This is a genomic window from Salmonella sp. SAL04162 (genome assembly GCF_046551535.1).
GTDB lineage: Bacteria > Pseudomonadota > Gammaproteobacteria > Enterobacterales > Enterobacteriaceae > Salmonella > Salmonella enterica.
Genome location: NZ_JBGDVX010000004.1, coordinates 192,850 through 208,636 on the forward strand (window position 1 = coordinate 192,850; position 15,787 = coordinate 208,636).

Here is a 15,787-nt window from a genome sequence, read left to right on the forward strand (position 1 = left end):
CCAAAAAACACAGCGTGAAAAGCGCCAGGTTTGCAGGGATTTTGCCAACGTTTACCCACGTCTGATGAACGTTATTCCGCTGGTTGCAATGCAATAGAGGGTTTTGGCCCGCTGTGGCCAAATACAATTGAGGTTATACTGAACGCTCTCTGCCATATTCAATCCCTTTTATCGCAAAGTATCCCTGGTGCCGGTATCACAGCGTTGTTATTCAAAAATTGACATTTCAGAATAATAATCAGCTATATATAAAAAACACATCAAAAAGCAAATATCAACTTAATTTTTACTTACTCAATAAAAAAACCCAAATTGATTTACATCAATTAACATATACAAAAACATTAAAAATCAAAGCGTTAAATAAAAATTAATCACTATGGAAATTTTATTTTTCTTAATACTCACATTATAAATGCTATTTGCTTATCTTCCTGTGAACACTAAAAAATGATTTAAATCAAAAAACAAACTATTCTCGTTGATTAACGTTTTGACCGAAATAAAAAAGATTTTATACGTCCCGGGATAGTCTCCCTTTCTGATGGACAATATGCATTAACGAGCGAGCAAACAGGTAACTTCTGCCCGGGTAATCCGTTACCCGACTGATATTAACATTGTCATGAGGTGATATCATTTGCCTGGCCAGCCATAATCATCCGGAACCGGCGCTACGCCACGAACATCAGGACGGAGCATTTTTTGTCGATCCTCTTCGTCATCCACCCAGACACTGGCTATCTCTTCACAGGTTGCAAACCATACGCCATCATGCCCTTTAATATGTTCAATCAAGCGTGACAACATCATCATATGATGCCCATGACCGATTATCTGCGGATGAAGGGCCATCGCATATAAACCGTTTTCCTGATGGTTATAAGCATAGGTAAAAATATCCTTCCAGCGTCGCAGAACACCGTCAGTATCGCTCATCCCCTCCTGGTTGCCGGTATACGCCAGTGCGGGAAAATCATCCAGATACCAGCTAACAGGAATTTCCAGAATCGCGCTGGCCGGGCCTGCGATATTTCCCGTCTCCCAATTCACCTGCCAACGTTGAGGATGGTAAGGCACAAGATCTCTCGCCATCAGGCTACTGTCATAGAGAAAACCGGCTTCCTCCAGAAGATCCAGCGTATTCTCGCTATAATCCCAATAGGGAGAACGGTATCCCACAGGACGTATGCCGAAATGTCTTTTATAACAGGCGAACGCCAGATCCATAAGTCGGCGCTCTGTATCACGATTCACCAGCGTCGGATTTTCATGATAGTAGCCATGGTGAGCGATTTCATGCCCGGCATCAAAAATCGCTTTACTGATTTCCGGGAAGGTGTCTACAGTGTGTCCGGGAATAAAAAAGGTGGTTTTGATATTATTTTCTTTGAACAATTTCAGAAGCCTTGGTACGCCAACTTGTGCACCAAACTCTCCTCGTGACATAAAGGATGGCGACGGTCGATTAAATCCGCCCAGCCATAAAGACTGAGCATCTACATCGACACCAAGATTGACCGCAATCCTTTTACCCTCAGGTAATTTTAAATATCCCATAACGACCTCCAGCTAATACATAGAAGGGACACATTCTGTTATTTAATGTGTGATGGCCAGATATTATATATGCCTGCTTTTCTGCGTCTGTCCTTGAACGTTGTTGCTGCCCCACCGAGTCTATTTTCATATAGAACATCGAGGTTAATTTCTCCTGAAATGACATCCTCTTGATTGACGTGCGCCTCTGCGATAATACCTTGTGGATTTTTCCACACGACATCACAGGGGCTTAAAATTGAACTTCGGGCCCAGCAGCCTGGCAGTGGCCCACCCGGGTTTCCGCCCAGGCAACAGTGAACAAGATAAATTTGATTTTCAATACAACGTGCGTGGCAACAATGCCTGACTCGCCAAAATCCCTGTTCAGTAAACGTAGCGGAAGGCGTTAAAATTAACTCCACACCCTGTTCCGCCAGCGTCGCGGCACACTCCGGTATTTCTGCTTCATAACAAATATTAAAACCCACCTTTGCAAATGGCAGTTGAAAAACAGCCATTTTATCGCCTTCCTGAGTATACCAACCCCGTTCAGCCGGGAAGATATGCGTCTTACTGTGGGCATAATGTTCGCCATCGGGTCCCCATATATGCGCAACATTCTCATAGCGATCTACTCCGGTCTGCTCCAGATGAGAGCCAGCAATAATGAACTGTCCTCTTTCTTTCGCTTCCTGTTGAAAAAGCTGCTTATAGGCATCCGTGAACTGATCAATTAAAGTAAGGTGTGAAATGGGTCTTTCTTGCCATTTTTTCAATAGTGTAAATAGCTCAATGGTAAATAGCTCCGGGAAGATAACGACATCAGCTCCCTGACTTTTATTAAGAAGTATCCTTACCTTTGTTATGAAATCTTCAAAAGTGTTTATTTCAGTAACAATATACTGACAGGCTGAAACAGTAAAATTACGTGACATCGTGATATCCCCGGCATGAAATTTAAACTTAAATTAACGTATAGCGCATGGAGAATATTAGGGAGTGGGCATTACGACATCAGGTTATTTTTTGTGAAGCTACGCAAAATATATGGAGAAAAGAGTAGAAGCATTGAAGCTTTATTTACATAAAGGGGACTTTATCGATGATCGCAGCGAGACAGAGAGTCGATAAAAATCCAGGCGAAAAACAATAACCCTTACCACAATATTATTTTCATCATCTAAAAATAATCAGGCAAACTAAATGATAACGCGCTCGTATAAAACGAACGCGTATTTTTACCGACACTAGCTTGCAGAGTTGCATTTTAGTAGCCCGGTTAACATAGTTCTTAACGTCGTCGCAAAACTGACGTGCCGGGCATTCTCAGCAGAGCTGCTATCCGATAAAACACCATACGTGGTAGCTAATAATAGCCTTGCCGCCATTTCTTTATCCACATCGGCGCCAATTTCCCCCTTCGCCTGCGCATCGTTAAAACGTGCAACCAGCGAGGCGATAATAGTGTGGTATTTATTGGTTAGCATTTCCGCGACCTGAGGATTACGCATCCCTTCAGCCATAATCTCTACGACCAACGCCCGCTGCGCGCAGTCTTCACGCGTGACGGCAATAGTTGACTCCACCAGATAATCCACCAGCCCAACGCCCTCCAGCGGCTCACGAAAATGGGTTAGTGCTCTTTCCTGATCTTCTAAAATAATGGCTTCAATCAGGGCCTCTTTAGAGGGGAAGTGATGATAGAGTGTGCCGGGGCTCATGTCGCTGGCCTTACAGATCGTTTTCATTGATGTACTGTGAAAACCGTTTTCAGCAAAACACTGCCTGGCGGCGCGTAAAATTCGCATCCGCGTCGGTAGTGATTCGATAAGTTTATTCTCCATTACGTTGACCCATTTTTCACTCTGCGTGGTGGCAGTGTACCCGGGCGCACTTCAGGCGCCTACTCTTCATCCTATTTTCTTTGATCCTCATGATATCCCTCCCGCCCCCTCCCCCTCACTTCCTGTATAAAAAACAGTAGAACGAACGTTCGATTGAACATTTTTTGCCATATGTCAACGGATGAAAATGGTTTTATGTGACAAAAGAAACAAAAATCAGGTTGCAATCCTGTTTTTTTTGATCCGCCTTAAGATCCTTCCTTTCTGCATTTTCCCTCTCGATCGCTGCGTGATAACTATTGCCTCAGACAACTGGTTAACTTGTTTTATTGCTGGTTGACCAATGAAAATTCATCAGGATTAAGGAGTGAACAATGTTACGTCCCGTAGAAACCCAGAGCCGCGAAATCAAAAAACTTGATGGACTGTGGTCGTTTTGCACGGATGCAGACGATTGCGGTATCGCGCAACAATGGTGGCGACAACCGCTCCCCCAAAGCCGCGCTATCGCCGTACCGGGTAGTTATAACGATCAGTTTGCCGATGCAGAGATCCGCAACTATGTCGGCAATGTCTGGTATCAGCTCAACGTCCGCATCCCCAAAGGCTGGGAGCATCAACGCATCGTTCTACGTTTTGATGCCGTCACGCATTATGGAAAGGTATGGGTAAATGACCACGCCGTGATGGAACACCAGGGAGGCTATACACCTTTCGAAGCGGATATCAGCCACCTGGCGGCAGCCGGAGAGAGCATACGTATCACAGTATGCGTCAATAACGAGCTGAGCTGGCAGACTATCCCTCCGGGGGTGGTGACCCGTGATGAAACGGGGAAAAGGCAGCAATCATACTTCCATGATTTCTTTAATTACGCCGGTATCCACCGTAGCGTCATGCTCTACACCACACCAAAAACGTTTGTTCAGGATATTACGGTGACGACGGAGGTCGCGAACGATCTCTCCCGGGCCACACTGAGCTGGCGGGTGGAGGCCAACGGTGAAGTACGCGTAGAACTGCGGGATGCCGGGCAGCATATTGTCGCCTACGGCGAAGGGGCAAAGGGCGAATTACAGATAGCAGCGCCACGATTATGGCAACCGGGCGAAGGATATCTGTACGAGCTGCGGGTTATCGCACAGCATCAGGACGAACGTGATGACTATCCGCTTCGGGTAGGAATCCGTAGCGTAGCGGTAAAAGGCGAACAGTTTCTGATAAATCATAAACCTTTTTATTTTACCGGCTTCGGTCGCCATGAAGATGCCGATCTACGAGGGAAAGGATTTGATAACGTGCTGATGGTACACGATCACGCGCTAATGTCGTGGATTGGTGCCAACTCTTATCGCACGTCGCACTATCCTTACGCCGAAGAGATGCTCGACTGGGCGGACAAGCATGGCATTGTCGTCATTGATGAAACAGCAGCTGTTGGTTTCAATCTCTCTTTAGGTATCGGCTTTGATTCCTGCGAAAAACCGAAGGCGCTATACAGCGAGGAAGGCGTCAATGATGAAACACAGCGGGCGCATCTCAAGGCTATTCAGGAATTGATCGCCCGCGATAAAAACCATCCCAGCGTGGTGATGTGGAGTATCGCGAATGAGCCGGATACCCGTCCAGAAGGCGCCAGAGACTATTTTGCGCCACTGGCGCAGGCCACGCGCGAACTGGACCCGACCCGCCCTATAACCTGCGTGAACGTCATGTTTTGCGATGTGGAAACCGACACCATCACCGACCTCTTCGATGTGGTGTGCCTGAACCGCTATTACGGTTGGTATGTACAAAGCGGCGATCTTGCGAAAGCAGAAAAAGTGCTGGAGAAAGAGTTACTGGCCTGGCAGGAGAAACTCCACCGCCCCATCATCATGACGGAATATGGCGTCGATACGCTGGCAGGGCTGCATTCGATGTACAGCGACATGTGGAGCGAAGAGTACCAGTGCGCCTGGCTGGAGATGTATCACCGAGTATTCGATCGCGTTAGCGCCGTTGTCGGCGAGCAGGTCTGGAACTTTGCCGATTTCGCGACTTCACAGGGCATTATGCGCGTCGGCGGTAATCGAAAAGGGATTTTTACCCGCGACAGAAGACCAAAATCGGCGGCCTTTATACTGCAAAAACGCTGGACCGGTATGACCTTCGGCGAAAAGCCACAGCAGGGAGAGAAATCATGAACCAGCCGCTTTCCTGGCGCGTTATCGTAGGCTACAGCCTGGGTGATGTTGCCAATAATTTCGCCTTCGCCATGGGGGCGCTGTTCCTGCTAAGTTATTACACCGACGTCGCAGGCGTCGGTGCCGCCGCTGCCGGTACGATGCTCTTACTGGTACGAATATTTGACGCCTTCGCCGATGTGGTGGCGGGACGCATAGTAGATAGTGTAAATACCCGCTGGGGGAAATTTCGCCCGTTCCTGCTGTTCGGATCGGCGCCGTTAATGCTGTTTAGCGTACTGGTATTCTGCGTCCCGGCAGAGTGGAGTCATAGCAACAAAGTTATTTACGCATATCTCACCTATATGGGACTTGGGTTCTGCTATAGCATGGTCAATATTCCCTATGGATCGCTGGCGACGGCAATGACTCAGGAACCGCGTTCGCGCGCCCGTCTCGGCGCGGCGCGCAGTATTGCGGCCTCGCTAACGTTTGTCTGTCTGGCCTTCCTGATCGGGCCGCGTATTACTCATTCCAGCCCGACAGAAATGGCGTCGGTCTACCTCTTCTGGACCATTATCCTGGCCATTGCCGGTATGGCGCTGTATTTCATCTGTTTTAAATCTACCCGCGAAAACGTGGTGCGTATCGTCGCGCAGCCGTCGTTAAAAATCAGTCTGCAAACGCTTAAACAGAACCGCCCGCTAATGATGCTTTGTACCGGCGCGCTATGCATTCTGATCTCGACCTTCGCCGTCAGCGCATCGTCACTGTTCTATGTACGCTATGTTTTGAATGATACCGCCCTTTTCTCGGTTATCGTGCTGGTACAAATGCTGGTAGGTTCTGTGGCGTCAGCACCTCTGGTTCCCCGTCTGGTGGCGAAGATAGGTAAGAAGAATACCTTCCTGGCGGGCGCCTTAATGGGCACCCTTGGGTATTTGCTTTTCTTTTATATGTCTGACCATTCAGTGCCCGTGGCCTTAACCGCTCTGGCGATTGCCGCTATTGGCCAGGGGATCACCATGACGGTAATGTGGGCGCTGGAGGCGGATACCGTGGAGTACGGCGAATATCTCACGGGCGTGCGCATAGAAGGTCTGACTTACTCGCTATTTTCTTTTACCCGTAAATGCGGCCAGGCTATCGGCGGTTCTATTCCGGCCTTTATTCTTGGGTTAAGTGGCTATATCGCCAATCAGACGCAGACGCCGGAAGTCATTACCGGTATCCGGATGTCTATATCGCTCATACCGTGCGGCTTTATGTTACTGGCTTTTATTATTATTTGGTTTTACCCATTAACGGATAATAAATTTAAGGAGATTGTTCAGGAGATAGATAAACGAAAACAGTCACAGCAACAACTTATTAAAGATTTTAATAAATAGCTTTTCGATAACAATAATATACAACAGGTTAAACAATGAAAAAATTCGCGAAGATAGCGGCTATTCCAATAGCAGTAGTCGCGGCCTGTCCTTCTGCCCTGGCCCTACAAATTTCTGATGATGAGTCCGCCTTACGTTTTAGACTGAAAAATGAGTTACGAAGAGCTGATAAGCCCAGCGCGGGCGCAGGCAGAGATATTTATGCCTGGGTTCAGGGTGGGTTAATTGATTTTAATAGCAGCTATTATTCACAACGGATCGGCGTCGAGGGTAGCGCGTATTATGTTTATAAACTCGGTGCTCGCGATAATATGAGTACGCGCTGGTACTTAGACGGACACGAGAGTTTCGGCTATGTGCTTGGCGCAATAAAAATAAAGCCAACAGAAAATAGCCGCTTAAAAATAGGTCGTTTTGGCACCGATTATAGTTATGGCAGCCTCCCCTGGCGAATTCCACTCATCGCCAGCAGCTCACAACGCACGCTACCGACCGCTTCCGAAGGCGCGCTGGGCTACCTGGCGCTGACGCCAAATGTAGAGTTCTGGGCAATGTGGCGTACCCGCGTTTTTCAGTGGACAGACTCAACGACCGGTATTCGCAATGAAGGCGTCTACAACAGTAAAACGGGTCAATATGATCATCATCGTCCACGCGCATTTTTCGCCGCCAGCTGGCACGACGAGAGCAGCCGCTATTCCATAGGCGGCTCGCAGCAAAACGATGTCTCCCGTCAGGTACAGGGTATCTTTGAAAAACGGATACCGCTAGACGATGGTTATGCCCTGAAAGGCGAGCTGCTCGGTTTTTACGCCCGGCTGGAGGGGCTAAGTCGTTCATCCACCCAGCCTAATGAGACCGGGTTGGTTAGCGCTCAGTTTACCTGGAGCGCCCCCTGGGGCAGCCTGTTTGCCAGCGGCGGCTATCTGCAACACGCCATGAACGGCGCAGTGGTCGATACCGATATTGGTTATCCCTTCTCTTTAAGCCTCGATCGCAACCGGGAAGGCATGCAGTCCTGGCAGGCGGGCGTTAATTACCGTGTTACGCCACAGCTCACCATGACATTCGCGCCTGTCGTCACGCGCGGTTATGAGTCCAGCCAGCGCGCTGTTCAAATTAAGGGGTTGGGTCTGCTGGGAGCCATAAATTATCGTATTGAAGAGGGGCCGCTAGAGGGCATGAACATTTTTCTTGCCGCTGACAAAGGGCGCGAAAAACGCGACGGTAGCGCGCTGGGCGATCGCTTGAATTACTGGGATGTGAAGATGAGCATCCAGTATGATTTTATGCTCAGGTAAGATGAAGACGGCCACCCGGAGGTGGCCGTTAGAGGCCGGTAGCGCTTTCGCTTATCAGGCCTGTGAAAACGAGACAGCTTTAGTGGTGAGACGCCAGCGGCTGTTCCGTCATTGGCGGGTGGTGCTTTTCCGGATCTTTAATCAGTACCCACAGGATGATGGCGCCGATAATATCGAACAGACTGAGTGCAATGAAGAACGGGCCGTAACCGATAATAGCGACCAACGCCCCCATAAACAGGTTGAAGCTTAACTGTCCCATCCATGCCGCAGATCCTGCCAGACCAGCAACCGTCGCGACCTCATTTTTCTTGAACAGGTCAGCGCTCATGGTAATCACGACGGTAGACAGCGTCTGGTGCGCAAAACCGCCAATACTCATCAATGCAATGGCGACATACGGGTTAGTCGTAATGCTGACAAAACCGATCGAAATCATCAAAACAGCGCCGATGGTAAAGCTACAACGACGCGCATTGATCGTGGTCATGTGCATCTTTTCCATGAAGAACTTCGCCAGGAAACCGCCTGCAACGCAGCCAAAGTCCGCCGCCAGGAACGGCAACCAGGCAAACATGGCGATCTCTTTTAACGGCAGATGCATCACGTTAATCAGATACAGCGGCATCCAGAAACTCAGCGTTCCCCATGCCGGGTCAGCCAGAAAACGGGTAATCGCCAACGCCCAGAAGTTACGCTTTTTAACGATCTCTTTAACGGCCGGTTTTTTGTTATCGTCCTGGAGATAGCTTTCCTGGCCGTCTTCGATATAACGCAGCTCTTTGTGGGTGATCCACGGGTGTTTATTTGGCGAGTTATAAATCAGGAACCAGGTGATGGCGAACAGCACGCCGATCCCACCGGTAATAACAAACGCCATTTCAGTACCGATGCCGCTATCAGCAAAGGTCAGCATCGCCCAGACCACCAGCGGCGGCGCCAGCATCGCGCCAATCGAAGTACCGATATTAAACAGGCCCCCCGCAATACCGCGTTCTTTCGTCGGGAACCATTCGGCGCTGGCTTTAATCCCGGCCGGAATCGCTGACGCTTCGGTCAGCCCCATCAGACCACGCAGAAATGCCAGGCTTATCCAGCCGCCGGCCAGCGCGTGCGCCATGTTGATCAGCGACCACAACAAGGCAAAGATAAAGAAGCCGATTTTCAGTCCGATGACATCCATCAAATAGCCGGTGATCGGCTGCGCAATGGTGTAACAAAGCTGGAAGGCGCTCACCACCCAGGAATATTGTTGCTCATCAAAATGGAGTTCTTTCATCATCGCTGGCGCCGCAACGCTAAGCGAGCTACGGGACAGGTAGTTTACGATGGTCCCTACGCAGACCAGGCCGATAATCCACCATCTTAATTTTGTCATCTTCATGATAAAGCCTCGTTAAAAAACATTAGCTCCGCGCCGTCTGACCTGTAGCGGGAAAACTGAAATCACAAAAATTGGTTGACCAATCAATATTTTCTCATCCGGACCGGTCAAAATCTGGCGGCAACTCCCGCACTTAGTATTCCTGAAATAAATACATCAACTCATTTCAAGTTGAATGGTGAATGCTTTTCACCCAGCAAAAATTGACACAGATCAAATAAATAAAATTGGCAGACCGTGAATGATGATATTTGTGATTTGGTTAGCCAATTTAGACAATAAGGTTGACATGAGAAAATTTTTGGTTGAATTTAGGAGCCAGAACGGGTTTACAAAGCACGTTTCGATGTTGGCTGGCAATGGGTCAACCACGAAGACGTTATCGCAAGAAGAGGAAACGAGATATGAAACAAACCTGGCGCTGGTACGGACCTAACGACCCGGTAACGCTGTCAGATGTACGCCAGGCTGGCGCAACCGGCGTGGTAACGGCGTTACACCATATCCCGAATGGAGAAATTTGGTCGGTAGACGAGATCCAGAAACGTAAAGCAATCGTTGAAGAGGCGGGTCTGGAGTGGTCTGTGGTAGAGAGCGTACCTATCCACGAAGACATCAAAACCCACACCGGTCAGTACGATTTATGGATCAAAAACTACCAGCAAACGCTACGTAACCTGGCGCAATGCGGTATCTATACGGTTTGTTATAACTTTATGCCGGTGCTGGACTGGACACGTACGGATCTGGAATACGTATTACCGGATGGTTCCAAAGCGTTGCGTTTTGACCAGATTGAATTCGCCGCGTTCGAACTGCACATCCTGAAGCGTCCGGGAGCAGAAGCCGACTATACGGCAGAAGAGATTGCTCAGGCAGAGCGGCGTTTCGCCACCATGAGCGAGGAAGACAAAGCACGTCTGACCCGCAACATTATTGCCGGTTTACCTGGCGCGGAAGAAGGCTATACGCTGGAGCAGTTCCGTCAACACCTGGCGACGTATAAAGATATCGATAAAGCAAAACTGCGTGAACATTTTGCCTATTTCCTGAAAGCCATTATTCCGGTTGCCGACGAGGTTGGCGTGCGTATGGCCGTTCACCCTGACGATCCGCCGCGCCCTATTCTCGGCCTGCCGCGCATTGTCTCTACCATTGAAGATATGCAATGGATGGTGGAAACCGTTAATAGCATGGCGAACGGCTTCACCATGTGTACCGGATCTTACGGCGTGCGCGCCGACAACGATCTGGTTGATATGATCAAGCAATTTGGTCCGCGCATCTACTTTACGCATCTGCGTTCTACGCTGCGCGAAGAGAATCCGAAGACCTTCCACGAGGCCGCCCATTTGCACGGCGATGTGGATATGTATGAAGTCGTTAAAGCGATTGTGGAAGAAGAGCACCGTCGTAAAGCCGAAGGTAGCGACGATCTGATCCCGATGCGCCCGGACCACGGTCATCAGATGCTGGACGATCTGAAGAAGAAAACGAATCCGGGTTATTCCGCCATTGGCCGTCTGAAAGGGCTTGCGGAAGTCCGCGGCGTCGAACTGGCTATCCAGCGCGCTTTCTTTAGCAAATAACCTTCTTTCGCATGGCGCGACGCGTCATGCGATTTCCCCTACTCAATGCAATAGCAACATGCCTCGCCCCGGAGATCGCGGGCGAAGACGTCGAATGACAGGAGTTTGCAATGGAACAGAATATCGCCACCGCCCAGGTTTCCGTCGCCCGCCCAAACTGGGACAAATCACGTCTGGTATCCCGTATTGTGCATCTGGGCTGCGGGGCGTTTCACCGCGCGCACCAGGCGCTCTTTACTCATCATCTACTGGAAAAGAGCGACAGCGACTGGGGCATTTGTGAAGTGAACCTGATGCCGGGTAACGACGCGCGGCTGATCGCGAACCTGAAAGCGCAAAATCTGCTGTACACCGTTGCAGAACGCGGCGCAGAAAGTACCGAACTGAAAATTATCGGTTCAATGAAAGAAGCGCTACACCCTGAATTCGACGGTCATGCAGGGATTCTGGCGGCAATGGCGCGCCCGGAAACCGCCATCGTCTCCTTAACCGTGACCGAAAAAGGCTACTGCACCGACCCCGCCAGCGGCGAGCTTGATGTCAATAACCCGCTGATCCAAAACGATCTTGCCCATCCACAGCAGCCTAAATCCGCCATTGGCTATATTGTCGAAGCGCTAAACATGCGCCGGGAGCAAGGACTGAAAGCTTTTACCGTGCTGTCGTGTGATAACGTGCGCGAGAATGGTCACGTCGCGAAGGCTGCCGTCCTCGGTCTGGCAAAAGCTCGCGATGCCGCCCTCGCCGCATGGATTGCCGACAATGTGACCTTCCCCTGTACCATGGTTGACCGCATTGTTCCGGCGGCGACCGAAGAGACGCTACAACTGGTTGCCGACCAGTTAGGGGTTTATGATCCCTGCGCTATCGCCTGCGAACCCTTCCGCCAGTGGGTCATCGAAGATAACTTTGTGAATGGTCGCCCGGACTGGGACACCGTCGGCGCGCAATTCGTTGCAGACGTCGTACCGTTTGAGATGATGAAGCTGCGTATGCTTAACGGCAGTCACTCTTTCCTCGCCTATCTGGGTTATCTCGGCGGGTATGACACTATCGCCGATACCATGACCAACCCGGCTTACCGTCGCGCGGCGCTGGCGCTGATGCTTGATGAACAAGCGCCGACGTTGTCAATGCCGGAAGGCACCGATCTGGAAGGGTATGCGAATTTGTTGATTGCGCGTTTCACTAACCCCTCGTTGAAACACCGCACCTGGCAGATCGCGATGGATGGCAGTCAGAAACTGCCGCAGCGTTTGTTGGACCCGGTACGTCTGCACTTGCAACAGGGCGATGACTATCGCCGCCTGACGCTGGGCGTCGCCGGATGGATGCGTTACGTCGGCGGTGTCGATGAACAAGGTAAAACCATTGATGTCGTCGATCCGCTGCTCGCGCAGTATCAGGCGATTCATCAGCAATATCAGACGCCGGAAGAACGCGTTCGCGGGCTACTGGCCATCGAGTCTATCTTTGGCAGCGACCTGCCGAAGAACCACGAATTTGTGCAAGCCGTTACCGACGCTTACCAACAGCTATTGCAGAACGGCGCGAAAGCCACGGTAGAAGCGCTGGCTAAGTAAGGAGATAAATCATGGCTACGTTTATGACTGAAGATTTTCTACTTAAAAACGACATTGCCCGCACGCTGTACCATAAATACGCCGCGCCCATGCCGATTTATGACTTCCACTGCCATTTAAGTCCGCAGGAAATTGCCGACGATCGCCGTTTCGATAACCTCGGTCAGATCTGGCTGGAAGGCGACCACTATAAATGGCGAGCGCTACGAAGCGCAGGCGTGGATGAATCGCTGATCACCGGCAAAGAGACCAGCGATTATGAAAAATATATGGCCTGGGCCAATACCGTACCAAAAACGCTGGGTAATCCGCTGTATCACTGGACGCACCTTGAACTACGCCGTCCATTTGGCATTACAGGTACGCTGTTCGGACCGGATACCGCAGAAAGTATCTGGACGCAGTGTAATGAGAAACTGGCGACGCCGGCCTTTTCCGCGCGCGGTATTATGCAGCAGATGAATGTGCGGATGGTCGGAACCACCGACGACCCGATAGATTCTCTGGAATATCACCGCCAGATAGCCGCCGACGACAGCATTGATATTGAAGTCGCGCCAAGCTGGCGCCCCGACAAAGTTTTCAAAATCGAACTGGACGGCTTTGTCGATTACCTGAGGAAACTGGAAGCGGCGGCAGATGTCAGCATTACCCGTTTCGACGATTTACGTCAGGCGCTCACTCGCCGTCTCGACCATTTCGCCGCCTGCGGCTGTCGCGCGTCCGATCATGGCATTGAAACGCTGCGATTTGCGCCGGTGCCCGACGACGCGCAGCTTGACGCCATTCTGGGCAAACGTCTGGCTGGCGAAACGTTGAGCGAACTTGAGATCGCCCAGTTTACCACGGCGGTGCTGGTCTGGCTGGGCCGTCAGTACGCCGCGCGCGGCTGGGTGATGCAGCTACATATTGGCGCGATCCGTAATAATAATACCCGTATGTTCCGCCTGCTGGGGCCGGATACCGGCTTTGACTCCATTGGCGATAATAACATTAGCTGGGCGCTCTCCCGTTTGCTCGACAGTATGGATGTGACCAATGAACTGCCCAAGACTATCCTCTATTGCCTGAACCCACGTGATAACGAAGTCCTGGCGACCATGATCGGTAACTTCCAGGGGCCAGGAATTGCCGGAAAAGTGCAGTTTGGTTCCGGCTGGTGGTTTAACGATCAGAAAGACGGGATGCTGCGCCAATTGGAGCAACTGTCGCAAATGGGACTGTTAAGTCAGTTTGTCGGGATGCTGACCGACTCCCGCAGTTTCCTTTCTTATACGCGACATGAATATTTCCGTCGTATTCTCTGTAACCTGCTGGGACAGTGGGCGCAGGACGGAGAGATTCCTGATGATGAAGCGATGCTAAGCCGTATGGTTCAGGATATCTGCTTCAATAATGCCCAACGTTATTTCACGATTAAATAATCGCTATTAATCTGTGAGCACAGGTTTCAGGTATTTCGAGGGGGCAGGAAGGCGGTAAGAGAGTGAGAAATTTAGCAGTAACGCACTTTTCCAGCCAAAGTCTGGCCGCCGATAAAAAGCAAAGAGGTTGCTGATTAATCCCGAATCACTTACTAAGGTAAGTGATTCGGGTGAACAAACACAGCCATCTTCTGCGTCATGCTTCTTTTCTCTGTCCGGAATAACTCCAGTGCAGAAAGTGTGATACATCAGTCCTGTTGATGATGGCTCCAGTTGGTTATACGGTAATAACTCATGACTTCACAGTGTGGTTTCTTTTAACAAATCGACAGCCAGCATTTCCAGCTGGTTAACCACCTCATTACTGGATCGCTCCATTCTGTCGAGTTCTTGTGACATCGCATTCATATTGCCTGCGGCAAAATAGTTCAGCGCAGAGTGACCAGCGGTATGCACCTCTTTATGCGGCACTTCCAGACTACGGAAACTGTAGTAATTGCTAAACTGCTGCCCTTCAAAACCGTAGTACCATTTCCCCAGCCGACACTGATCGTGCATCGTTATTTTACTGTTTATGTCTTTATTTAAGAGTAATTTGTAGACTTCCATTTTCCAGATAACATGGTCAACTTTAACAATATTCAAAAACTGCACCGTAGAGATGTACTGCATGACCGATTTCATGCTCAGCGATTTATCGATGACGATGCCAATAGACTCCACAATTTGATTTATGTTAGTCGTAATATTATCAATAACCGGCTGTTGGTTATCCAGTACCTCACTCACTCTGGCCGTATTATCTTTGATTACAGAGGTTAACGTACTGACGCTTTTCGAACTGTGTTTAACATCTTCGGACAGGTTTTTCACCTCTTTCGAAATAACGCTAAAACCACGCCCGGCATCCCCTACGCGCGCGGCCTCGATCGCGGAGTTAATCGCTATCAAATTGGTCTGGTTAGCGATCTTCTGTATCTCTTTAATACACGCATTAATTTGCGTTAAGGAGGTATTTAAGTCGCCCATACGACAGCCAATATCCGATGAAGTCGTGCCAATTTCGGTGATAAATTCCACGAGCGATTTTAATGAACTTCTGGCTTTATCATTCTGTTCGTTAAGTTCATTAATGCGTTCTTTTTCAATGTTGAGCTGCTCACAGGACTTAATGATGGCATTACGAATGATATCGATCGTCGAGATCCCCATCAGAATTTTTTGACACAATATCCGCTCATAAGGCTCAGGAGTATCCACCACCACGTCAGACGCATTAGCGCCAGATTCTGCTGGCGGCGGTATTTTTACAACATTATTATTCCAGTGGCGCAAGCCTAATACTTTTTTAAACATATACCATTCTCCTTATTATATGTGGACATCCTGATCTATGCCTGGATAAAGTATTATCAACTCATGCTAACATAATGAAAAATCGGCTGTCATCTGCCATAACCATACGTTCACCAGAATAAGACAAAACGTCCACTAAACTTAAATAATTACAGAGTAAACTATTCAACAATACTATTAATAGTCATAATGGAAGTCGCTTCACTTT

11 protein-coding genes are annotated in these 15,787 nt (G+C 49.5%); 6 read left to right on the forward strand and 5 right to left on the reverse strand.

The window, feature by feature from the left end; translation table 11 throughout:
• Positions 1-636: 636 nt before the first annotated feature.
• The 3 genes from ACLJRH_RS09915 to ACLJRH_RS09925 form a co-directional block, all read right to left on the reverse strand.
• Positions 637-1,560 (reverse strand): polysaccharide deacetylase family protein, encoded by a 924-nt coding sequence (locus ACLJRH_RS09915; protein WP_000540892.1) that lies wholly within the window; start codon positions 1,558-1,560, stop codon positions 637-639.
• A gap of 38 nt (positions 1,561-1,598) precedes the next feature.
• Positions 1,599-2,477 carry a carbon-nitrogen hydrolase family protein gene (locus tag ACLJRH_RS09920; protein WP_000089258.1) on the reverse strand — a complete coding sequence of 293 codons (879 nt, stop codon included), beginning with the start codon at positions 2,475-2,477 and terminating at the stop codon, positions 1,599-1,601.
• Between the two features lie 312 nt (positions 2,478-2,789).
• A complete protein-coding gene (locus ACLJRH_RS09925; protein WP_000428407.1) occupies positions 2,790-3,386 on the reverse strand; it encodes a TetR/AcrR family transcriptional regulator in 597 nt (198 codons plus the stop codon).
• A gap of 374 nt (positions 3,387-3,760) precedes the next feature.
• On the opposite strand from ACLJRH_RS09925, the gene uidA reads away from it, so the two are divergent.
• The 3 genes from uidA to uidC are packed head-to-tail and all read left to right on the forward strand — an operon-like array spanning position 3,761 to position 8,243.
• Complete coding sequence (gene uidA / locus ACLJRH_RS09930) at positions 3,761-5,572, forward strand: beta-glucuronidase (RefSeq protein WP_001608020.1); 1,812 nt, start codon at positions 3,761-3,763, stop codon at positions 5,570-5,572.
• Positions 5,569-6,942, forward strand: a complete 1,374-nt coding sequence (gene uidB, locus ACLJRH_RS09935) for a glucuronide transporter (RefSeq protein WP_001075549.1) — start codon at positions 5,569-5,571, stop codon at positions 6,940-6,942. The genes uidA and uidB overlap by 4 nt, the downstream gene beginning before the upstream one ends.
• A 35-nt stretch (positions 6,943-6,977) precedes the next feature.
• The gene (uidC, locus tag ACLJRH_RS09940) at positions 6,978-8,243 is read left to right on the forward strand and encodes a glucuronide uptake porin UidC (protein ID WP_000712675.1); all 1,266 of its coding nucleotides are present in this window, start codon (positions 6,978-6,980) and stop codon (positions 8,241-8,243) included.
• A 79-nt stretch (positions 8,244-8,322) separates the two neighbouring features.
• On the opposite strand, the gene ACLJRH_RS09945 is transcribed toward uidC, so the two are convergent.
• Positions 8,323-9,627, reverse strand: coding sequence for an MFS transporter (locus ACLJRH_RS09945; protein WP_000784370.1), 1,305 nt, complete (start codon positions 9,625-9,627; stop codon positions 8,323-8,325).
• Between the two features lie 404 nt (positions 9,628-10,031).
• Here ACLJRH_RS09945 and uxuA point away from each other — a divergent pair, with 404 nt between their 5' ends.
• The 3 genes from uxuA (at position 10,032) to uxaC (ending at position 14,223) form a co-directional block, all read left to right on the forward strand.
• Positions 10,032-11,216 (forward strand): mannonate dehydratase, encoded by a 1,185-nt coding sequence (uxuA, locus tag ACLJRH_RS09950; RefSeq protein ID WP_000815491.1) that lies wholly within the window; start codon positions 10,032-10,034, stop codon positions 11,214-11,216.
• A gap of 110 nt (positions 11,217-11,326) precedes the next feature.
• The gene (locus ACLJRH_RS09955; RefSeq protein WP_023136684.1) at positions 11,327-12,799 is read left to right on the forward strand and encodes a fructuronate reductase; all 1,473 of its coding nucleotides are present in this window, start codon (positions 11,327-11,329) and stop codon (positions 12,797-12,799) included.
• Between the two features lie 11 nt (positions 12,800-12,810).
• Positions 12,811-14,223: a glucuronate isomerase gene (uxaC, locus tag ACLJRH_RS09960; protein ID WP_000190182.1), complete on the forward strand. Its 1,413-nt coding sequence runs from the start codon at positions 12,811-12,813 to the stop codon at positions 14,221-14,223.
• Between the two features lie 300 nt (positions 14,224-14,523).
• Here the strand turns inward: uxaC and ACLJRH_RS09965 are convergent, their stop codons facing one another.
• Positions 14,524-15,579 (reverse strand): methyl-accepting chemotaxis protein, encoded by a 1,056-nt coding sequence (locus ACLJRH_RS09965; RefSeq protein ID WP_023136685.1) that lies wholly within the window; start codon positions 15,577-15,579, stop codon positions 14,524-14,526.
• Between the last annotated feature and the right edge of the window lie 208 nt (positions 15,580-15,787).